20 protein-coding genes are annotated in these 20,864 nt (G+C 67.3%); 11 read left to right on the top strand and 9 right to left on the bottom strand.

The window, feature by feature from the left end; translation table 11 throughout:
* Positions 1-6 precede the first annotated feature (6 nt).
* Positions 7-1,371 carry an ammonium transporter gene (locus J2X09_RS22585; protein WP_204734435.1) on the bottom strand — a complete coding sequence of 455 codons (1,365 nt, stop codon included), beginning with the start codon at positions 1,369-1,371 and terminating at the stop codon, positions 7-9.
* 301 nt (positions 1,372-1,672) lie between these two features.
* On the opposite strand from J2X09_RS22585, the gene J2X09_RS22580 reads away from it, so the two are divergent.
* Both J2X09_RS22580 and J2X09_RS22575 read left to right on the top strand, forming a co-directional pair.
* Positions 1,673-2,434: a sulfite exporter TauE/SafE family protein gene (locus tag J2X09_RS22580; protein WP_204734434.1), complete on the top strand. Its 762-nt coding sequence runs from the start codon at positions 1,673-1,675 to the stop codon at positions 2,432-2,434.
* Between the two features lie 16 nt (positions 2,435-2,450).
* On the top strand, positions 2,451-2,942 hold the full coding sequence (locus J2X09_RS22575) for a TspO/MBR family protein (RefSeq protein ID WP_310309458.1): 492 nt from the start codon (positions 2,451-2,453) through the stop codon (positions 2,940-2,942).
* A gap of 5 nt (positions 2,943-2,947) precedes the next feature.
* On the opposite strand, the gene mrdA is transcribed toward J2X09_RS22575, so the two are convergent.
* The 4 genes from mrdA to J2X09_RS22555 all read right to left on the bottom strand — a co-directional run bounded on the left by mrdA (position 2,948) and on the right by J2X09_RS22555 (position 7,606).
* Complete coding sequence (gene mrdA, locus J2X09_RS22570) at positions 2,948-4,921, bottom strand: penicillin-binding protein 2 (protein WP_204734433.1); 1,974 nt, start codon at positions 4,919-4,921, stop codon at positions 2,948-2,950.
* Between the two features lie 110 nt (positions 4,922-5,031).
* On the bottom strand, positions 5,032-5,562 hold the full coding sequence (mreD, locus tag J2X09_RS22565) for a rod shape-determining protein MreD (RefSeq protein ID WP_204734432.1): 531 nt from the start codon (positions 5,560-5,562) through the stop codon (positions 5,032-5,034).
* Positions 5,559-6,506 (bottom strand): rod shape-determining protein MreC, encoded by a 948-nt coding sequence (gene mreC / locus J2X09_RS22560; RefSeq protein WP_204734431.1) that lies wholly within the window; start codon positions 6,504-6,506, stop codon positions 5,559-5,561. Before mreC ends, mreD begins: the two co-directional genes overlap by 4 nt.
* A gap of 56 nt (positions 6,507-6,562) precedes the next feature.
* The gene (locus J2X09_RS22555; protein WP_066269288.1) at positions 6,563-7,606 is read right to left on the bottom strand and encodes a rod shape-determining protein; all 1,044 of its coding nucleotides are present in this window, start codon (positions 7,604-7,606) and stop codon (positions 6,563-6,565) included.
* Positions 7,607-7,877: 271 nt separating this feature from the next.
* Here J2X09_RS22555 and gatC point away from each other — a divergent pair, with 271 nt between their 5' ends.
* From gatC to gatB, 3 genes are read left to right on the top strand one after another with little or no spacing between them, the layout of a single operon-like run.
* Entirely contained in the window at positions 7,878-8,177 is a 300-nt protein-coding gene (gene gatC / locus J2X09_RS22550) for an Asp-tRNA(Asn)/Glu-tRNA(Gln) amidotransferase subunit GatC (protein ID WP_204734430.1), read from the top strand.
* The gene (gatA, locus tag J2X09_RS22545; RefSeq protein ID WP_204734429.1) at positions 8,174-9,664 is read left to right on the top strand and encodes an Asp-tRNA(Asn)/Glu-tRNA(Gln) amidotransferase subunit GatA; all 1,491 of its coding nucleotides are present in this window, start codon (positions 8,174-8,176) and stop codon (positions 9,662-9,664) included. Before gatC ends, gatA begins: the two co-directional genes overlap by 4 nt.
* Position 9,665: 1 nt before the next feature.
* Complete coding sequence (gene gatB, locus J2X09_RS22540; RefSeq protein ID WP_204734428.1) at positions 9,666-11,120, top strand: Asp-tRNA(Asn)/Glu-tRNA(Gln) amidotransferase subunit GatB; 1,455 nt, start codon at positions 9,666-9,668, stop codon at positions 11,118-11,120.
* Here the strand turns inward: gatB and J2X09_RS22535 are convergent, their stop codons facing one another.
* Together J2X09_RS22535 and pyrE are read right to left on the bottom strand one after the other, a co-directional pair.
* Positions 11,121-11,747: a DUF4124 domain-containing protein gene (locus J2X09_RS22535; protein ID WP_310309454.1), complete on the bottom strand. Its 627-nt coding sequence runs from the start codon at positions 11,745-11,747 to the stop codon at positions 11,121-11,123.
* 80 nt (positions 11,748-11,827) lie between these two features.
* The gene (pyrE, locus tag J2X09_RS22530; protein WP_204734426.1) at positions 11,828-12,544 is read right to left on the bottom strand and encodes an orotate phosphoribosyltransferase; all 717 of its coding nucleotides are present in this window, start codon (positions 12,542-12,544) and stop codon (positions 11,828-11,830) included.
* 10 nt (positions 12,545-12,554) lie between these two features.
* Between pyrE and J2X09_RS22525 the strand changes: the two genes are divergently transcribed.
* The 3 genes from J2X09_RS22525 to J2X09_RS22515 are packed head-to-tail and all read left to right on the top strand — an operon-like array spanning position 12,555 to position 14,671.
* Entirely contained in the window at positions 12,555-13,346 is a 792-nt protein-coding gene (locus J2X09_RS22525; RefSeq protein ID WP_204734425.1) for an exodeoxyribonuclease III, read from the top strand.
* Between the two features lie 15 nt (positions 13,347-13,361).
* Positions 13,362-13,997 carry a LysE family translocator gene (locus J2X09_RS22520; RefSeq protein WP_204734424.1) on the top strand — a complete coding sequence of 212 codons (636 nt, stop codon included), beginning with the start codon at positions 13,362-13,364 and terminating at the stop codon, positions 13,995-13,997.
* A gap of 32 nt (positions 13,998-14,029) precedes the next feature.
* Positions 14,030-14,671 carry an MBL fold metallo-hydrolase gene (locus tag J2X09_RS22515; protein WP_204734423.1) on the top strand — a complete coding sequence of 214 codons (642 nt, stop codon included), beginning with the start codon at positions 14,030-14,032 and terminating at the stop codon, positions 14,669-14,671.
* Here J2X09_RS22515 and J2X09_RS22510 read toward each other — a convergent pair.
* Positions 14,668-15,537, bottom strand: a complete 870-nt coding sequence (locus J2X09_RS22510; protein WP_204734422.1) for a M48 family metallopeptidase — start codon at positions 15,535-15,537, stop codon at positions 14,668-14,670. The genes J2X09_RS22515 and J2X09_RS22510 overlap by 4 nt on opposite strands.
* Positions 15,538-15,608: 71 nt before the next feature.
* Between J2X09_RS22510 and J2X09_RS22505 the strand changes: the two genes are divergently transcribed.
* The gene (locus J2X09_RS22505; protein WP_204734421.1) at positions 15,609-17,009 is read left to right on the top strand and encodes an AmpG family muropeptide MFS transporter; all 1,401 of its coding nucleotides are present in this window, start codon (positions 15,609-15,611) and stop codon (positions 17,007-17,009) included.
* On the opposite strand, the gene J2X09_RS22500 is transcribed toward J2X09_RS22505, so the two are convergent.
* Positions 17,010-18,560 (bottom strand): class I adenylate-forming enzyme family protein, encoded by a 1,551-nt coding sequence (locus J2X09_RS22500; RefSeq protein ID WP_204734420.1) that lies wholly within the window; start codon positions 18,558-18,560, stop codon positions 17,010-17,012. It abuts the gene before it with no gap.
* 87 nt (positions 18,561-18,647) lie between these two features.
* Here J2X09_RS22500 and J2X09_RS22495 point away from each other — a divergent pair, with 87 nt between their 5' ends.
* Together J2X09_RS22495 and J2X09_RS22490 are read left to right on the top strand one after the other, a co-directional pair.
* The gene (locus J2X09_RS22495; protein ID WP_204734419.1) at positions 18,648-19,364 is read left to right on the top strand and encodes a response regulator transcription factor; all 717 of its coding nucleotides are present in this window, start codon (positions 18,648-18,650) and stop codon (positions 19,362-19,364) included.
* Positions 19,361-20,611, top strand: coding sequence for a HAMP domain-containing sensor histidine kinase (locus J2X09_RS22490; RefSeq protein WP_204734418.1), 1,251 nt, complete (start codon positions 19,361-19,363; stop codon positions 20,609-20,611). The genes J2X09_RS22495 and J2X09_RS22490 overlap by 4 nt, the downstream gene beginning before the upstream one ends.
* Positions 20,612-20,864 lie beyond the last annotated feature (253 nt).

Raw genomic sequence — 20,864 nt, 5'->3', positions numbered from 1 at the left:
GGCTCCTCAGTGGCCCAGCTGTTCCTGGTGCAGCGAGGCATCCAGCCCGGCCTGCTCGTCGCGCTCGCGCACGCGCAGGGTGGCAAAGCGCGAGGTGATCCAGAGCACCACGGCGGTCATCACGAGGCTGTAGCCCAGCACCGCCACACAGGCGGTGAGCTGAGCCACGACGCTGCCCTGCGCGCCGGAGATGGCGGGGTCGACCAGCACGCCGGTGAGCAGCGCGCCCACCAGGCCGCCGACACCGTGCACACCGAACACATCGAGCGAGTCGTCCGCACCCAGCTTGCGCTTGAGCGCGGTGGCGCCCCAGTAGCAGGCCACGCCCGCCACCAGGCCGATGATCAAGGCGCCGCGCGGTGAGACGAAGCCGGCTGCCGGCGTGATGGCCACCAGCCCGGCGACCACACCCGAACACAGGCCCAGCAGTGTGGCGCGCCGGCGCGCCACCCATTCCGCCGTCATCCAGGCGATGGCGCCCGACGCGGCCGCCACATGGGTCACCAGCAGCGCCAGACCCGCGCGGCCATCGGCGGTGAGGGCCGAGCCCGCGTTGAAACCGAACCAGCCCACCCACAGCAGGCCGGTGCCGGCCATGGTCAGCCCCAGGTTGAAAGGCACGAACGCTTCCTGGCCGTAGCCCCGGCGCGGGCCGAGGGCGTAGGCGCAGACCAGTGCGGCGGCGCCGGCGTTGATGTGCACCACGGCGCCGCCGGCAAAGTCCAGCGTGCCCAGTTGTGCCAGCCAGCCGCCCGGCTCCCACACCCAGTGCGCGATCGGGGCGTACACCAGCAGCAGCCACAGGCCGGCGAACAGCAGCAGCGCACCGAACTGCATGCGCTCGACCAGCGCGCCCACCACCAGTGCGCAGGTGATGATGGCGAAGGTGAGCTGGAACATCGCGAACACCGATTCCGGCACATGGGGTGCGATGTGGCTGGCCGCCACCTGCGCCGTGGCGCCCAGCACCTCCATGCCCGAGAAGCCCATGCGGCTCACGCCACCGATGACGGCGCCCAGCGTGCCGCCCGGCGTGAACGCGAGCGAATAGGCCAGAGCGAACCAGAGCACGCTGACCACGGCGGCGATGCCCACCACGCTGGCCATCGTGTTGATCACATTGAGCCGACGCACCATGCCGCCGTAGAACAGGGCGATCCCCGGCAGTGTCATGAGCAGCACCAGGGCGGTGCTGACCATGAGCCAGGCCGTGTCCGCGCCCTGGATCGTGCTGGCTTCCACCAATCCAGGCGCCTGAAGCGTGACTTTTGTCACGGCTGCTGCTGCTTCGGTCTGAGCGGACGAGAAGGAGGGCCAGAGAAGGGGAGACAGAAACAGGCCCCGCTGAATGAAAAAGCGGTATTTGTGCATGAAGTGTTCTCTTCCAACGACGAAAAGATATGTGCATTTCCTGTGCCAGGACCCCGAAAAGCAAGGGAAACCCCGGATGCACAGGCGTGGTGCAGGCCGCTACAGTGCATGCACTCGCCGACAGCGCCCTGCGCTGGTGACCGCGGGGGACCGAGGAGACAACCCAGTCCAATTCGAACAAATGGTTTCAGCGTCCTCCAAGAGATGCCGGATTCCTCAAAGCCGACCCCACAAGGGTCGGCTTTTTTTTTTGCCGGCACGCCCGGCAGGCGGCCTCTGGCGGCCGGCGACAATCCCGGGCATGGAACTCCTTCTGGTGTCGCTGGCTTCCCTGTTTGCCGGCTTTGTCGATTCGATCGTGGGCGGGGGGGGGCTCATCCTGGTGCCTGCGCTGTTCGCCATGTTTCCCAACACGCACCCGGCCACGCTGTTCGGGGTGAACAAGGGCGCCTCTGTCTGGGGCACGGCGGCGGCCACGCTGCAGTACGCGCGCCGCGTGGAAATGCCCTGGCACGCGCTGCTGCCCGCGGCGGCGGTGGGTTTCGCCGGCTCGATGGCCGGCGCCTGGACGGTGACCGTGATCTCGCCCGACTTCCTGCGCCGCGCGCTGCCATTGGTGCTGCTGCTGGTGCTGGGCTACACGCTCGCGCGCAAGGAACTGGGCCGGCACCATCTGCCGCGCTTCAGCGGTCGGCAGGAGGCCCTGGCGGCCAGCGTGCTGGGCGGCGCCATCGGGTTCTACGACGGCTTCTTCGGCCCCGGCACAGGCAGCTTCTTCGTCTTCCTCTTCGTGCGCTGGCTGGGCTACGACTTCCTGCACGCCAGCGCCAGCGCCAAGCTGCTCAACACGGCGACCAATCTGGCGGCACTGCTGCTCTTTGCCTGGAAGGGCCACATCTGGTGGCATTTCGTGCTGGCGATGGCCATTTCCAACGTGGTGGGCAGCGTGCTGGGCACACGGCTTGCCCTCAAGCACGGCAGCGGCTTCGTGCGTGTCGTGTTCATCTTCGTGGTCAGCGCGCTGATCCTCAAGACCACGTACGACGCCTGGATCCGCAGCTGACCCGAAGGAGATCGCCGTGACGACCCGTTCCGTCCCCGCCCAGATCGTCGGCCTGCTGGCTTGGCTGGCCCTTGTGCTGCTGGCGGGTGGCCTGGGGGCGTTGGCGTCGGTTGACGCGGCGTCTTTCTATGCCCGGCTCGACAAGCCCGCCTGGGCGCCGCCCGCAGGCGTGTTCGGGCCTGTCTGGTCGGCGCTCTACGTGCTGATGGCGGTGGCCGTCTGGCTGGTCTGGCGCGAGGTGGACCGCCCCCGCGCTGCCGCACTGGCGGTGTTCGTGGTGCAGCTGGCTGTCAACGCCCTGTGGTCCTGGCTCTTTTTTGCCTGGCATCTCGGGGCCTGGGCGTTCGCCGACGTGCTGTGGCTGCTGCTGCTGATCGTGGTCATGATCGGGCTGTTTCGCCGTGTGCGCCCGCTGGCGGTCTGGCTGATGGTTCCTTACCTGCTCTGGGTGGCATTTGCCAGCGCCCTTACCTGGGCGGTGTGGCGCGCCAACTCCGGCATGTTGTAGCCGGCTTACTGTGCTGCGATGGCGCCGGTCTGGCCTTCTGGTGGCCAGGGTTGCTCGCTGGCCTTGAGCGGTGTGCCGATCGGCGCGCCTGCCTGGCCCACCCGAACGGCGGCCAGGTCCTGCGGGTTGGGGTACTGGTCCATCAACAGGTAGTCGAACACGCGCCGCGCGATAGGGGCGGCATGCGCGGCACCAAAACCGGCGTTTTCCACGATCACCGCCAGCGCCACGCGGGGTGCATCCACCGGCGCGAAGGCCACGTACAGCGAGTGGTCGCGCTGATGTTCTTCCAGCCGCCGCGCGTCGTAACGCTCCTTCTGGCCAATGGTCACGGCCTGCGCGGTGCCGGTCTTGCCGCCGCTGGCATAGCCCGCACCAGCGAACACGCGGGTGGAGGTGCCTTCGGTGGTCACGGCCTGCATGGCATTGAGGACCAGGCGCACGTGCTCGGGCTTGAAGCCCAGGTTCTCGGGCGGTGGCCCGGGCAGTGCCACGCGTTCGCGTGTGATCACGTTTTCGGTCGCCATGGTGAGATGCGGCTTGTACTTCACGCCACCGTTGGCCAGCGTGGCCATGGCGTGTGCGAGCTGCAGCATGGTGAAGTTGTTGTAGCCCTGGCCGATGCCCAGCGAGATGGTTTCGCCCGCGTACCAGCGCTGCTGCTCGGGCCGCTTGTAGGTGTTGCGCTTCCAGGCCTGGCTGGGCAGCACGCCGCGCACCTCGCCCTTGAGGTCGATGCCGGTGATCTGTCCGAAGCCCAGCGGCTTCATGAAGTCGTGCATCGCGTCCACGCCCATGTCGTTGGCCAGCGAGTAGAAATACGTGTTGCTGGATTTGACGATGGCGCGGTGCATGTCCACCGGACCCAGGCCGTCGCCGTGGCTGCGGAAGCGGTGGCCGCCGAACATCCAGTAGCCGGGGTCGTTCATCACCAGGCTCGCGCTGCGCGAGTTGGTCTCGAGCGCGGCCAGCGCCATGAAGGGCTTGTAGGTGGAGCCGGGTGGGTAGGTGCCGCGCAGGGCCCTGTTCAGCAACGGCTTGTCCATCGACTCGTTGAGCGCGCGCCAGTTCTCCACGTCGATGCCTTCGACGAACAGGTTCGGATCGAAGGTCGGCTTGCTCACGAAGGCCAGCACCTCGCCCGAGCGCGGATCGATCGCCACCAGTGCACCGCGGCGCTCGCCGAACATGTCCTCCACCAGCTTCTGAAGCTGGATGTCGATCGACAGCACCACGGCGTTGCCCGGCGTGGCCGGCGTGTTGGCCAGCGAGCGCACCGCGCGGCCGCCGGCCGAGGTCTCCACGCGCTGGAAGCCGGTGATGCCGTGCAGCTCGCGCTCGTAGCTCTGCTCGGCGCCCAGCTTGCCGATGTATTCCGTGCCCCGGTAGTTGGCCTGGTCCTCCTCGGGCCAGTCGGCAATCAGTTCGGTCTCGCGCTGGTTGATGCGGCCGATGTAGCCGATCACATGGCTCGCCACCTCGCCGTTGGGGTACTGGCGCAGCAGACGTGCGCGCACGTCCACGCCGGGGAAGCGGTAGCGCTGTGCGGTGAACCGGGCGACCTCCACGTCCGTGAGGCGGGTGCGCAGAGGCAGTGAGTCGAAACGGTGCGACTCCTCCAGCAGTTTGCGGAAGCGCCGCTGGTCGCGCGGCGTGACGTCCACCAGCTCGGACAGACCAGCGATGGTGGCGTCCATGTCCGACACACGCGATGGCGTGATCTCCAGCGTGTAGGCCGAGTAGTTGGTCGCCAGCACGCGGCCCTTGCGGTCCAGGATCTGCCCGCGGTTGGGCACCACCGGCAGCACGGCCGTGCGGTTGCTCTCGGCCTGCGCGGCAAGGTCGTCGTGGCGGATCACCTGCAGGTAGACCATGCGCGCGGCGATCAGGCCGAACCCGAACACCACCGCCAATCCGACCAGAAGCGCCCGGGTGCGAAAACTCGCCAGGTCGGCCTCGACGTTCCTGATTTCGGTCATGGCCGTGTTTTATCCCAGATGGAGAAGGCCGCGTGGGTGCCCCGACCTGCGGCCGGTGCCAGCGCGGCACCGGCGTTGCGAGGAGACGCCGAAGGCGGCGCGGGGGGTGTTCATAGGGGGCGGTTGTCGTCGGGGTTCGGTGCCCGGCGCTGAGGCGCGAGCAACAAGACGCTCACCACAGGCCACAGGGCGGCCTCGATGATCGGCGCGAGCAGGTAGGGCAGACCCGGGAAGGTGCCGCCGGCGGCCATGCGCACCAGGAACTCGAGCACGTGCGCGGCCACGAACAGCGGCAACACCTGCACGGCCTGGTTCGGCACGCTGAACCACAGCAGGCGGCGGTGCATGGAAATGGCCAGGAAGCCCAGCGCGGTGTAGGCCAGGGCATGCTGGCCGAGCAGCGCGCCCTGGTGCACGTCCATCGTCAGGCCGAAGGTGAAGGCCACGCCCACACCGATGCGCAGCGGCTGGTGCACGCTCCAGAACACCAGCACCACGGCCAGCAGGTCCGGCACCCAGGCCGCGCGGCCGAACAGGCCCATGTTCAACAGCATGTTGAACGCCAGTGCAGCGAACAGGCTGAACCAGATGAAGCCGGGGTTGGCGGGCAGCAGCAACTGCTGGCCGGGGCGCATGATCATGGGGCCGTGCTCCGGACGCCTGGGCGGTTGGCGCGCGCGGCGCGCGGCGTCTCGCTGGCGGGCTCGGCCAGGGGGGGGGGCGGCAGCGAAGGCGCGGTGGAGCCGAGCACCAGCACATGCAGCGTGCCCTGCACGCGTGCCAGTGGCTCGCACTGGATGCGGGCAAAGGACGATTCCGCCTGCCGTTCCACCAGCGTCACCCGTGCCACGGGCAGGCCGGCGGGATAGACCCCGTCCACGCCGCTGGTGGAGAGCAGGTCGCCCTCGGCGATGTCTGCGCTGGCCAGCGTGTAGCGCAGCTCCAGGCCGTCGCCGCTGTTCGAAGGCTGGCCGTAGGCCACGCTGCGCACGCCGGTGCGCGTGTTGAGCACGGGAATGGCCTGGTCGCGGTCGATCAGCAGCGTCACCTCCGACACCAGGGGGTAGACCCGCGTGACCTGACCCAGCACGCCGCTCTCGTCGACCACCGGCGATCCGGGTTCGATGCCGTGCGTCTGGCCCCGGTCGATCACGATCTTGCGCGAGTAGGGGTCGGCCGCGTCGTACAGCACCTGGGCGCCGACGGCCTGCGTGCCGATGCGCTGGCGCATGGCGAGCAGCTCGCGCAGCCGCTGGTTCTCCAGTGTGATCTGCTCCAGCTGAAGACTGCGCTCGGCCTGGGCGGTGAGCCGCTGCCGTGCGTCGGCCTCGTTCTTCTGTGCCTCGTGCAGCGAGGTGAAATAGCCGCCGGCCATCGAGGCCAGTTCCACGGGCTGCAGCACCGCCCACTGCACGGGGTACAGCGCCACGGCCAGGGCGGTGCGCACCGGTTCGGTCAGGCGGAAGCGCAGGTCGGCGACCATCAGGAACAGCGCGACGGCGCTGAACACCACCAGCTTGGACAGGGCCGACGGACCCTGCTTGAAAAACGGGGGCGGCGTGCGGTCCAGGGTGCCCAGTGGCATGGAGCTCGGGTGGTCTGGTCGGTGGAGGGAAAGCTGGCCGCCGGGGCAGCCCCGGGTTATTCGCTGGTGAAGATGGTGCCCAGGCGCTCCATGCGCTCCAGGGCCATGCCGCAACCGCGCACCACGCAGGTCAGGGGTTCCTCGGCCACCAGCACCGGCAGGCCGGTCTCCTCGGCCAGCAGGCGATCCAGGTCGCGCAGCAGGGCACCACCGCCTGTGAGCATCATGCCGCGCTCGGCGATGTCGGCTCCCAACTCGGGTGGCGTGTGTTCCAGTGCCATCTTCACCGCCGTCACGATGTTGTTGAGCGGGTCGGTGAGGGCTTCAAGGATTTCGTTGCTGGAGATGGTGAAGCTGCGCGGCACGCCCTCGGAGAGGTTGCGGCCCTTGACTTCCATTTCCTTCACTTCGCTGCCCGGGAACGCCGAGCCGATCTGCTTCTTGATCGCTTCGGCGGTGGGTTCGCCGATCAGCATGCCGTAGTTGCGGCGGATGTAGGCAATGATGGCGTCGTCGAAGCGGTCACCGCCCACACGCACGCTGCCCTTGTAGACCATGCCCCCCAGGCTGATCACGCCCACTTCGGTGGTGCCACCGCCGATGTCGACCACCATGGAGCCGGAGGCGTCCGACACCGGCAGGCCGGCACCGATGGCGGCGGCCATCGGCTCCTCGATCAGGTACACCTCGGAAGCGCCGGCACCCAGCGCCGATTCGCGGATGGCGCGGCGCTCCACCTGGGTGGAGCCGCAGGGCACGCAGATGATGATGCGGGGGCTCGGCTTGAACATCGAGCGCGGGTGCACCATCTTGATGAACTGCTTGAGCATCTGCTCGGTGACGGTGAAGTCGGCGATCACGCCGTCCTTCATGGGGCGGATCGCCTCGATGTTGCCCGGCACCTTGCCCAGCATGGCCTTCGCTTCGTGGCCGACCGCCTGGATGGTCTTCTTGCCCTGGGGACCGCCTTCGTGGCGGATCGACACGACGGACGGTTCGTCGAGCACGATGCCCTTGTTCCGCACGTAGATCAGGGTATTGGCGGTGCCGAGGTCGATGGCCAGGTCGGTCGAGAACTGCCGACGGAAAGCTTCAAACATGGTGCATGGGTCCTGTGGGGCACGGGCGCGGCTGCGCGCGCTCGTCGCCGTATATGGGGCCGGGTGGTTGGCCGGGCATCGGTGCTAAGTGATTGATTCCAAGGCGAAAACCGCAACGGAACGGGCGCCGCCGTTAAACCTTGGATAATACCGTATCGCCTGTGTACAACTGCACGCAAACAGGGCGCAATTTGTTCGGTTACAAGCCGTTTCAGGGCGAAAACCCTGCAGATGGTGCCTTCACCTCCCCTCCGGAACCCTCTTTTCTGCCATGTCCCTGACCTTGTCCGACATCGGTCGCATCGCCAATCTCGCGCGGCTGGAGCTCTCTGGCGCGCAGAGCGAAACCATGCTCACCCAGCTCAATGGCTTCTTCGACATCGTCGAGCAGATGAATGCCGTGGACACCACCGGCGTGGAACCGCTGGCCCACCCCACCGCCGTGATCGACCACGTCTCGCTGCGCCTGCGCCCGGATGTGGCCAGCGAGCCCGATGACCGTGAAGCCAACCAGAAGAGCGCGCCCGCCGTCGAGCGCGGCCTGTTCCTTGTGCCGAAGGTGATCGAATGAGCGAGCTGCACACGCTGGGCGTGAGTGAGCTCGCAGCCGCCATTGCCGACAAGAAGACCAGCAGCGTCGAAACCGCACAGCACCTGCTGGCACGGGCGAAGCAGCACGAGGCGCTCGGCGCCTACCTCGCGGTCAATGAGGAGGCCACGCTGGCCCAGGCCAGGTTGGCCGACGCACGCATTGCCGCCGGTGAGCGAACACCCCTGCTGGGTGTGCCGCTGGCGCACAAGGACATCTTCGTCACCAAGGACTTCGCCACCACCGCCGGCTCGAAGATGCTGGCGGGTTATCGGAGCCCGTTCGACGCCACCGTGGTCCAGCGCCTGGCCGCGCAGGGCGCGGTCTCGCTCGGCAAGCTGAACTGCGACGAGTTCGCCATGGGCGGCAGCAACGAGAACTCCGCCTACGGTCCCGTGCGCAACCCCTGGGACACCGCGCGCGTGCCCGGGGGCTCGTCGGGTGGCTCTGCGGTGGCCGTGGCCGCACGGCTCGCGCCGGCGGTCACCGGGACCGACACGGGAGGATCGATCCGCCAGCCCGCCAGCTTCTGCGGCGTCACCGGCATCAAGCCCACCTATGGCCGTTGCTCGCGCTACGGCATGGTGGCGTTTGCCTCCAGCCTCGACCAGGCCGGCCCCATGGCCCGCAGTGCGGCCGATTGCGCCGTGCTGCTCAGCGCCATGGCCGGGCCGGACATCGACCGCGACTCCACCAGCCTGGACCATCCGGCCGAGGACTACACCGCATGGCTGGGCCGGGCGCGCGAAGGCGCGACCGCCGCACAACCGCTCAAGGGCCTGCGCATCGGCCTGCCGGAGGAGTTCTTCGGCGAAGGCTGCGCGCCCGACGTGATCGCGACCGTGCGTGCCGCGCTCGCCGAATGCGAAAAACTCGGTGCCACCCTGGTCGACATCTCGCTGCCGCGCACCGAGCTCTCCATCCCGGTCTACTACATCATTGCCCCCGCCGAGGCGTCGAGCAACCTCAGTCGCTTCGATGGCGTGAAGTTCGGCCACCGCGCCGCGCAGTACGGCGATCTGGTCGACATGTACAAGAAGTCGCGCAGCGAAGGCTTCGGGCCGGAGGTGCAGCGCCGCATCATGATCGGTACCTACGTGCTCAGTCACGGTTACTACGACGCCTACTACCTCAAGGCCCAGCAGATCCGCCGCCTGATCGCGCAGGACTTCCAGTCCGCGTTCGCGCAGTGCGACCTGATCGCCGGCCCGGTGGCACCCACTGTGGCGTGGAAGATCGGCGAGAAGAGCAACGACCCCGTGGCGAACTACCTGGCCGATATCTACACCCTGTCCACCAGCCTGGCCGGCCTGCCCGGCATGAGCGTGCCCGCCGGTTTCGGCGAAGGCGGCCTGCCGGTGGGACTGCAGCTCGTGGGCAACTACTTCCAGGAAGGCCCGCTGCTGCAGGCTGCCCATGCCTTCCAGCAAGCCACCGACTGGCACACCCGCGTTCCTCAAGGCTACTGAAATGAGTTCCAGCAAATCCCTTCTGGTGGGTGGCTACGAGGTGGTCATCGGCTTCGAGACGCACGCGCAGCTCGCCACGCAATCCAAGATCTTCAGCCGCGCGCCCACCGCCTTCGGCGCCGAACCCAACACGCAGGCCTGTGCGGTGGATCTGGCCTTGCCCGGCACGTTGCCGGTGATGAACCGCGCCGCGGTGGAACACGCCATCCGCCTGGGGCTGGCGCTGGGCTCGCACATCGCCGAGCAGAGCGTGTTCGCGCGCAAGAACTACTTCTATCCCGACCTGCCCAAGGGCTACCAGATCAGCCAGTTCGAGATCCCGGTGGTGCAGGGCGGCGAGGTGTCGTTCTTCCTTGGCGACGAGAAGAAGACCGTGCGTCTGGTGCGTGCGCACCTGGAGGAAGACGCGGGCAAGAGCCTGCACGAGGATTTCATCGGCCAGAGCGGTATCGACCTCAACCGCGCTGGCACACCGTTGCTGGAGATCGTCACCGAGCCCGACATCCGCTCCAGCGCCGAAGCCGTCGCCTACGCGAAGGAGCTGCACAAGATCGTCACCTGGATCGGCATCTGCGACGGCAACATGCAGGAGGGCTCATTCCGCTGCGACGCCAACGTTTCGGTGCGCAAGCCAGGGCAGCCCCTGGGCACGCGCCGCGAGATCAAGAACCTGAACAGCTTCAAGTTCATGCAGCAGGCCATCGACTACGAGGTGCGCTGGCAGATCGAGCAGATCGAGGACGGCCACGCGATCCAGCAGGCCACGGTGCTGTTCGATCCGGACACCGGCGAGACCCGCGCCATGCGCACCAAGGAAGACGCCGCCGACTACCGCTACTTCCCGGACCCCGATCTGCCGCCCCTGGTGATCGCGCGCGACTGGGTGGAGCAGGTGAAGGCCGCGATGCCTGAGCTGCCACGTGCCATGGCCGAGCGCCTGGTGCGCGACTACGGTCTGCCCGAGTACGACGCCACCACGCTCACGCAGAGCCCGGCGATGGCGGCCTACTTCGAGACCGCGGGCAAGGCCAGTGGCCAGGCGAAGCTGGTGAGCAACTGGATCATGGGTGAGGTGTCGCGCCGGCTCAACGCAGACGAGTCGGACATGGCCCGCGTGCCGGTGAGCGCCATGCAACTTGCCGCGCTGATTGGCCGCATCGCGGATGGCACCGTGTCGAACAACGCTGCAAGGCAGGTCTTCGATGCGCTGTGGACGGGTGAGGGCAGCGAGGTCGACGCCGTCATCGAAGCCAAGGGCCTCAAGCAGATGAACGACAGCGGCGCGCTGGAAAAAATCATCGACGAAGTGATGGCCGCCAACGCCGAGATGGTGGAGCAGTTCCGTGCCGGCAAGGAGAAGGCCTTCAACGCCCTGGTGGGCCAGGCGATGAAGGCCAGCCGCGGCAAGGCCAACCCGCAACAGGTCAACGACCTGCTGCGCCAGAAGCTCGGTTGATCAGCGCGAGGGCGTGGTGCCGCTGCGCGTCACACCAGCGGCCGTCCAGAGCTGGCGCAGCTTGACCAACTCCTCATCGAAGCGGGCATTGATGCGCTGCTTCTCCTGGACCTGTTCGTCCAGGAAGCGCTTCTGCACCAGCACCTGCTTCTCGTTGTCCTCGATCTTGCGCTTGAGCCAGTTGGGTGCCTTGCTGGCATCGCCCTGGTAGAACTCCAGCTCGGCGTCAATGTCCTTGCGCTGGGTCGCCAGCGCCAGTTCTCGCTTGTGAACCGCACCGATGACCTCGTCGACCTGCGCCAGGGCGTCGGCACGCTCCTTGTCATGCACGCCCTGGTTCGGATAGCGGATCAGCAGCGCACGCTCGCGCCGGCGCTCTTCCAGCAGACGGGCCCGCTGCTCCTCTTCGGCCTTGCGCTGGGCGTCCACCCTGGCGCGTTCATCCGCGGTGTAGCTGGGGGGCAGCGTCTTGCGCACGGTGCCGCTGTTGCCGAGTTGCTGCTGTTCGCGGTCCAGACACGCGACGATGGGGCGGTCCGAGGTGTGGCGCCGTCCCTGGCTGTCGACGCAGGTGTAGATGCCGCCGCTTTGCGCATTCGCCGTCCCCCAGAGGCCCGCGCCGAGCAACAGGACACCGCCAACGGTCCACAGGGGCGGGGACAGGATAGGGCGTGGTAAATGGTGCGCGGGCATCGTGGAAGGGGTGGTCAGGACACGCCGTAGCGCTGTCGATAGGCCAGCACCCTTTCGCGGTGCGCGTCGGCTTCACCGCCAGCATGAGTCGTCAGATACTGCAATAAATCTGCCAGCCTCGCAATCGTGCAAACCTGCATGCCGAGTTCGCGCTGCACATACTGCACGGCACTGTGGTCCACATCACGCACAAGCCCGTCAGGCCCGACTTCGGTGGCCTTCTCCTGGCGGTCCAGCGCGATGGCGATGGCGTGCGGCGTGGCGCCGGCGGCGCGGATGAGCGCGATCGATTCGCGCGCGGCGGTGCCGGCGGACATCACATCGTCCACAATCAGCACGCGGCCCTTGAGGGGTGCACCCACCAGCGTGCCACCTTCGCCGTGGTCCTTCGCCTCTTTCCGGTTGTAGGCAAAAGGCACGTTGCGACCCAGCCGCGCGAGTTCGATGGACACCGCCGCACCGAGAGGAATGCCCTTGTAGGCGGGACCGAAGATCATGTCGAACCCGATGCCGCTGGCCACGAGGGCTTTTGCATAGAATTGCGCGAGCCGGCCCAGCTTGGCGCCGTCGTCGAACAACCCGGCGTTGAAGAAATAGGGGCTCAAGCGCCCGGCCTTGGTCTTGAATTCACCAAAGCGCAGCACGCCGGCATCGACACAAAACTGCACGAATTCCTGCGCGAGCGCAGCATCCGGCGCGCCACCATGGGCCGCGCCTGTATCCAACTCCATGGAGACGTCCTTGTTCAAACTGACCAGCCTCAACCTCAACGGCATCCGTTCCGCCACCACCAAGGGCCTGGAGAAATGGCTGTCCGCGCACCGGCCCGATTGTATTTGCGTGCAGGAAGTCAAATGCCAGGCCAGTGATGTGAGTGGCCGCTTCGAAGAACTCGCCGGTCTCAAGGGGCATTTCCACTACGCACAGAAAAAGGGCTACTCCGGTACGGCGGTGTACACCCGGCATGAACCCAGCGATGTGCGCATCGGTTACGGCTCGGCCGAATTCGACGCCGAAGGGCGGTTCACCGAGCTGCGGTTCGACACGCCCCAACGCAAGCTCTCCATCCTCAGCGTGTATTTTCCGAGCGGGTCCTCGGGGCCCGAGCGGCAGGAGGCGAAGTACCGCTTTCTCGACGGTTTCTATCCGCACCTGCAGGCGCTCAAGGGCGAGCGCGAGTTCATTCTCTGTGGCGATGTGAACATTGCCCACCAGAACCAGGACCTGAAGAACTGGCGCAGCAACCAGAAGAACAGCGGTTTCCTGCCGGAGGAGCGCGCCTGGATGACCAAGCTGCTGGGTGAAGCGGGCCTGGTCGACGTGTACCGGCGCCTTCAACCCGACACCACGGACGCCTGCTACACGTGGTGGAGCAACCGCGGCCAGGCCTATGCCAACAACGTGGGGTGGCGGCTCGATTACCACCTGGCCACGCCGGCCATGGCCGCGCTGGCGCGCACCGAGTCCATCTACAAGGACGTGAAGTTCTCCGATCACGCGCCGCTGACGATCGAATACGACTTCACGCACTGACCCAGGGAGCTGCCCATGTTCCCCACCGACATCCTGCTGGCCTACGCGGCCGCTTGCATCCTGGTCGTGGTGTCGCCCGGCCCCGACAACATCCTGGCCATCGGTCGGGGCCTGAGCCAGGGGCCGCTGGCGGCCGCTCTCTCGGCCTTCGGCGCGGGCCTGGGCATCATGTTCCACACGCTGGCGGCCACCTTCGGGCTGTCGCTGATCATCCAGGGCTCGCCCGAGGCGTTCTGGGTGGTGAAAGTGGTGGGCGCGGTCTACCTGCTGTGGCTGGGCTGCAAGGCGCTGGTGGCGGGCAACCTGATTTCCTTCCAGCCGTCGGCGCACCTGCCATTGCGCCGCGTCCTGCTCACTGGCGTGCTGTCCAACGTGCTCAACCCCAAACCTGGTCTGTTCGTGCTTGCTTTCCTGCCGCAGTTCGTGAACGCCGAGCGGGGCTCCGTGGCGGTGCAGATGCTGGTGTACGGTGCGATCTTCGCGGTGATGACGGCGGTGATCTTTTCCCTCATGGGCGGTTTTGCGTCTCGCCTTGCCGGCTGGCTGCAGGCGCGGCCCAGGCTGGTGCGGGGTGTGAACATGGGCGCCGGTCTGACCTTCATCGCGGCAGGCCTCTCGGTCTTGTCGCTCAAGCAGCGCAGCGCGCTCTAGGCGCCGCGCCCTTCCTTTTTTACGAGCCCTCCATGTTGCGCTACCAGACCGTTCCCGTCACCGCCTTCGCCCAGAACTGCTCCATCGTCTGGTGCGACGAAACCCAGGATGCGGCGGTGATCGATCCGGGCGGTGAGCTCGATGTGCTGCTGGCCGAGGTCCAGCGGCTCGGTCTTCACCTCAAGGCCATCTGGCAGACCCACGCCCACATCGACCATGCCGGTGGCACGGCCGAACTCGCCCGGCGGTTCGATCTGCCCATCATCGGGCCGCATCCTGGCGACCAGTTCTGGATTACCGGGCTGCCCCAGCAAGGCGCGATGTTCGGCTTTCCGCCGGCCGAGGCCTTCACGCCCACCCGCTGGCTGGCCGACGGCGATACGGTCCAGATCGGCCACAGCACGTTGAATGTGCGGCATTGCCCGGGCCACACGCCCGGCCACGTGGTATTCCATTCGCCTGAAGCGAAGCGGGCCTTCGTGGGCGATGTGCTGTTCGCCGGGAGCATCGGGCGCACCGATTTCCCTCAGGGCAACCACCAGCAGTTGCTCGACAGCATCCGGGAGCGCCTCTGGCCCATGGGCGATGAGACCGTTTTCATTCCGGGCCACGGGCCGGAAAGCACGTTCGGTGACGAGCGGCGCAGCAACCCGTACGTGCGCGACCGGGCTTAACCCTTGCGGGCCTGCTCGTACAGGCCTTGCACCTTGGGCAGGTTGGCTTCCAGCTGGCGGATGCGGTCCGGGCCGCTGGGGTGCGTGGACAGGAAGCCCGCGCCCGCGCCGCCGCCATTGGCCGACATCTTCTGCCAGAGGGACACGCTGGCCCGGGGCTGGTAGGCGGAACGGGCCGCAAGCTCCAGGCCTACCAGATCGGCTTCGGTTTCGTCTTCGCGGCTGAACTTCAGCGTGAGCAACTGCGTGCCCAGGTTGGCGGCCACGTCGCCCAGCTGGCCCAGGCCCAGCAACTGGGCGCCGATGGACAGCACGGCGCTGGTGGCGCCGCTCTTGGCCACGCGAGACCGGGCGTGCTCGCGCAGGGCGTGGGCCATTTCGTGGCCCATGATCATCGCGGTCTCATCGTCCGTGAGGCTGAGCTTTTCGAGGATGCCGGTGTAGAAGGCGATCTTGCCGCCCGGCATGCAGAAGGCGTTGATCTGATCGCTCTGGATGAGGTTGACCTCCCACTTCCATTGCGGTGCACGCGAATTCCATTGCGGCGTGTGGGGCACGATGCGCCGCGCGATGCCGCGCAGCCGCTGTACCTGCGGATGGCTGTCGGACATCAGCCGCTTCTTGGCGCTGGCCTCGGCCATCATCTGGCTGTACTGCTGGTTCGCGGCACCCTCCAGTTCCTCGGCTGGCACCAGCTTGCGCAATGAGGAACCTGCGCCGACGTCCACCTGCGCCGCAACGGGCAATGCGGCACCCGCCGCAGCTGCCGTGCCGGCCAGCAGAAACGCCCGCCGCGCCGACCACACATGCTCGGGCCGGACGGGATCTGAGAGGGGGGGGGACTTGAGGTCGCAGAGGAAGCACATGCGTGAATAATAGACAAAGCCGTGCGTCCGTGCTCGTCTGCATCCACGTTCATTCACACAATTTCTTCATCATGTCCGTGCCGCCGATCTCGCCGCAGACCACGACGCAGCCCGCCTCCACGGACACGCCCCCGGCGCGGCCCACCTGGGGCGATACGCTGCGGGTGTACCTGGAGCCGGCCAGCCTGCGCATGTTCGCGCTGGGCTTTTCCGCCGGTCTGCCGTTGCTGCTGGTGCTGGGCACGCTGAGTTTCCGCCTGCGCGAAGCGGGGCTGGATCGCACCACCATCGGCTACCTGAGCTGGGTGGGCCTGGCCTACGGCTTCAAGTGGTGCTGGGCACCGCTGGTGGATCGCCTGCCGATCCCGTTGCTCACCCGTTGGCTGGGCCGGCGGCGCAGCTGGCTGCTGCTGTCGCAAGCGCTGATCATGGTATCGCTGGCCGGCATGGCCCTGGCCGACCCTCGCACCGAGCTGCAACTGGTGGTGTGGTGCGCGCTGGCCGTGGCCTTCGCGTCGGCCACGCAGGACATCGCCCTCGACGCCTTCCGCATCGAATCGGCCGACGTCCAGCACCAGGGTGCGCTGGCGGCGACCTACCAGACCGGTTATCGCCTCGCCATGATCTGGGCCGGTGCTGGCGTGCTGTGGATCGCCGCGCGGGCCGAACTGGCGCCCGCGCTGCCAGCCCTGGGCTCCGCCGCGCCGGGCGCGCTGTACCAGCAGGCGGCCTGGACCACCGCCTACCTGGTGATGGCCGCGAGCATGCTGGTGGGCGTGCTGACCGTGCTGTTCTCACGCGAGCCCGCGCGGCTGGCGTTACCACCCGCGAAGAATGCGGCCGACTGGCTGCGCGGCGCCCTGATCGAACCGTTCGCCGATTTCCTGCGGCGCTATGGTCGGCAGGCGTTGCTGATCCTGGCGCTGATCGGCGTGTACCGCATCAGCGATGTGGTGATGGGCATCATGGCCAACCCGTTCTACGTGGACATGGGCTACACCAAGGACGAGGTCGCTGCGGTGACCAAGGTGTTCGGCGTGATCATGACGCTGGTCGGGGCGTTCGTCGGTGGTGCGCTGTCATTGCGGCTGGGCGTGATGCGCGTGCTCATGCTGGGCGCGATCCTTTCGGCAGCGAGCAACCTGCTGTTCGCCTGGCTGGCGGGCCATGGACACGACGTCACCGCGCTGGTGTTCGTGATCTCGGCCGACAACCTGAGCGCGGGCGTGGCTTCGGCGGCTTTCATCGCGTACCTCTCGGGCCTGACCAATGTGCAGTACTCGGCCACGCAGTACGCGCTGTTCAGTTCGATGATGCTGCTCGCGCCCAAGTGGCTCGCCGGCTACTCTGGCGCCTTCGTAGACGCTTATGACTACCCGACCTTCTTCATCGCCACCGCCTGCCTGGGCGTGCCGGTGCTGCTGCTGATCTGGCTGGCGGCACGCCTCGCGCCTGTCGGGCCGAAGGCGTGATCAGGTGCCGGCGGCGCCGTCCAGCAGCGCCTTGATGGCTGGCTTCTGCACTTTGCCGAGCGCGGTCCTGGGCAGTGCTGCCACGCGGTGCCAGCGGCGCGGCCACTTGTAGCGCGCCAGACGGCCATCGAGAAACGCCTGCAGCACGGGCACCCAGTCGGTGTCCGCACCTTCGTGCAACACCACCACCGCGACCACCGCCTCGCCCCAGCGCGGATCCTCCTGCCCCACCACCGCGCACTCGGCGACCCATGGGTGCTGCACCAGCAGGTTCTCGATCTCGGCCGGGTAGATGTTTTCGCCGCCGGAGATCAGCATGTCCTTCGCGCGGCCTACCACGGTGAAGCTGCCATCGGTGGCCTGACGGGCCAGGTCGCCACTGTGGAAGAAGCCGTCGGCGTCGCAGGCGGGCTGTGCGGGCCAGTAGTGCCGCACCACATTGGGCGCGCGCACCCACACCTCGCCCACTTCGCCCGGTTGAATGGACATGCCCGCCGGGTCACGCAGTGTCACCTGCACACCAGGTGCTGCCCAGCCGCACGAGCCCAGGTGGCTGGCGGCGAGTTCGGGTGGCAGTGCGATGGAGAACGGGCCAGTCTCTGTGCTGCCGTACACGTTGCACACGGGCACGCCACGCGCATGGCAGGCCTGGATGAGTGGTGCAGGCAACAGGCTGGAGCCGGCCCAGATGGCGCGCAGGCTGGCGAGGTCGGTGCTGTCCCAGTCGGCATGGGTCGTGAGCGCCTGCAGTGTGGCCGGTACCTGCAGCGTGAGGGTGGGGCGGTCTTCTCGCAGACTGCGAAGGGTGGTGCCCGCGTCGAAGCGGCTGTGCAGCAGCACCTGGGCTCCGGTGGAAAGCGCAGGCAGGGTCTGGATACAGAGCCCGCCCACATGGAAGAGCGGCAGCACGGTGAGCACGGTGTCTTGCACGCTCATGCCCTGCACTTGCGCGGCGATGGCCATGTTGGCCAGCAGGTTGGCCTGGCTGTGCACGGCGCCTCGGGGGGCGCCCGTCGTGCCTGAGGTGTAGACCAGAAGGGCTGGCTGATCGCGGTTGTCCGGTGCTTCGGTGTCCATCGTGTCGTCGACGGGCAGATCGTCCACGTGCAGCGTGGCCGGGTGGGCGAGGGTGCGTGCCGGCGCCGCAAGGGCCGTGTCGTGCACCAGCAGCGCGGGTCGGCAATCGCCCAGCACGCCGGCCCATTCGGTTGGCGAGAGCCGGTGATTCAGCGGAACCAGCATGGCGCCGAGGCGGGCCAGGGCGAAGAGCAGGGCGATCTGTCCTGGGTGGTTCAGTCCCAGCCATGCCACGCGGTCGTTGCGGTCCACGCCGTGGTGATCCGCCAGGGACCGGGCGAATGCGCGCGCATGCTGGTCCAGCTCGCCGAAGGTGAGATGTGACCAGCGGGGAGCTGGCGTGGGTTGACCGGGTTCATGCCAGCGCAGGGCCGTTGCCAGCGGCCGTTCGTCAGCCCGCTGGTGCAGCAGCGCGGCCAGCGACGCCGCTGGCAGGGCTGCGGGCTCGGGAGACCAGGGCGCTGAAGGGCTCATTTACATGACTTTACGTGACCCGAAAGCCCGCTTCACACAGCACTGACACGATCATGGCTACCGGCCCACGCCGCTACACTGAAAACCATGAACGCTCCCCTGTTGATGATCGAAGACGACAGCCGCCTGGCACAAATGGTGGTGGAGTACCTGGGCCAGTCGGGTTTCGAGGTCACCCATGCCAGCGATGGAGAGGCGGGGCTGGAACAATTCCAGCTCATCCAGCCGCAACTGGTGATCCTCGACCTCATGATGCCCGGCATCGACGGCCTCGAGGTGTGCCGCCGCATCCGCTCGCTGCCTGGCGATGCGGCCCGTGTGCCGGTGCTCATGCTCACGGCCAAGGGCGACCCGATGGATCGCATCATCGGCCTGGAGCTCGGCGCCGACGACTACCTGCCCAAGCCCTTCGAGCCGCGCGAACTGCTGGCCCGCGTGCGCGCCGTGCTGCGCCGCCGGGGCGACACCGGCAATACCACGGTCTCCCGCACGACGCCGGTGCTGCGTTTCGGTTCACTGGACATCGACCGCGACGCGCGCACCGTCCAGGTGGCGGGTCAGCCCTGTGAGCTGACCTCCTACCAGTTCGACCTGCTCGTTGCGATGGCCGAGCGCGCGGGCCGCGTGCTCACCCGCGACCAGATCATGGAGGCCGTGCGTGGCCGCGAGCTGGAGGCGTTCGACCGTTCGATCGACGTGCACATCGGCCGCATCCGCAACGCCATCGAGACCGACAGCAAGGACCCCAAACGCATCCTCACCGTGCGCGGTGTGGGCTACGTGTTTGCGAAGCAGCAGGAATGAGTTCGCTTTTCGGCTCCCGTCTGTATGTGCGCATCTGGCTTGCGGTGGTGGCCGCCGTGACCGTGCTCACACTCGTGACGGGCTGGCTGTGGCAGCAGGCGCTGGATGAAGACCGCGCCGAACGCGAGGCGCGGGTGACGCGCACGATCATCGTGCGCGACGGTGCGCGCGAGATCGTGGGCCAGGCGCCCGCGCGCGCGGTGAGCATTCCCGGGGAAGGTTGGGAGTTCGAGGTGGTGATGAAGGACGGGCAGACGCTCTACGTCCTGCTTCCCCGCCCGAACCGCCCAGCGGGCAGCAGCAACGCAGGGCGCCGCGCGCCCGAGTGGTTCCAGACACCGACGGGCTTTGCCTGGCTGCTCGGCCTGGTGGCCTTTGCTGTTGCCCTGGGTGCCTATCCCATCGTGCGCCGCCTGACCAAGCGCCTCGAAGCCTTGCAGAAAGGCGTGGAGCGCTGGGGCGATGGCGACCTGTCGACACGCCTGCCGATGCAGGGTCAGGACGAAGTTGCCTTCCTCGCGACCCGCTTCAACGCCGCAGCCGAGCGCGTGCAGACGCTGCTGCAGTCGCACAAGGCGCTGCTGGCCAACGCCTCTCACGAACTGCGTTCGCCGCTGGCGCGCATCCGCATGGGGCTGGAGCTGCTGGGCAAGGACCACGTGAGCGCACCGCAGCGCGCCGAGATTGCCCGCAGCATCGATGAGCTGGATCAGTTGATTGACGAGATCCTGCTCGCGAGCCGGCTGGATCTGATCGACGCCCGGGACGCCTCTGCGTTGGGGCCCACGGAGGAGGTCGATCTTGTGGGTCTCGCGGCGGAAGAATGTGCCCGCACGGGTGCCGATCTGGATATCGCCCCCGGCGCCACGCCTGCGCTGGTGCACGGCCAGGCCCGGCTGTTGCGCCGGGTGTTGCGCAATCTGCTGGAGAACGCGCGGCGATACGGCCACGGTGGCACCTCGGATGATGCGCAGGTTCGCCTGAGCATCCACGCACCCAGGCCATCGGGAACGGGCCGGCCGCGCGTGACGATTTTGGTGGAAGATCGCGGGCCGGGAGTGCCACCGGAACTGCGCACCCGGATCTTTGAACCGTTCTACCGCCTGCCGGGTGCCAGCGAGCGCGAGGGAGGCGTGGGTCTGGGCCTGTCATTGGTGAAAACGATCATCGAACGCCATGGCGGACAGGTGCGTTGCGAAGACCGTCCGGGTGGCGGTGCGCGCTTCGTGGTGGAGCTGCCTGTGTGAGGAGCCAGCGCCAGTGGCTATCGCCGCTGGTCTGCGAATGCGACCTTTGATCCTGTCTGCCCGGGTGGTCACTTTGGCCGAAGCTTGTTGAATTTGCAGGCGTTTTTGGACTTTTCCCGTTCGGTCGTTCGTGCATATTCCCACAAATGGGGGATGACCAAAAGGGATGTGCGGGCGCACAATTCAAGGCGTTGCTGTCACAACATCAGAACAACAGATCCGGCAAACACAACACGTCAAGAAGCGTTTGAAT

It is taken from the genome of Hydrogenophaga laconesensis (assembly GCF_031457235.1).
GTDB classification, from domain to species: domain Bacteria; phylum Pseudomonadota; class Gammaproteobacteria; order Burkholderiales; family Burkholderiaceae_C; genus Hydrogenophaga; species Hydrogenophaga laconesensis.
The sequence above is the reverse complement of the archived record's forward strand: the minus strand, read 5'-3'. Positions and strand labels throughout refer to the sequence as shown.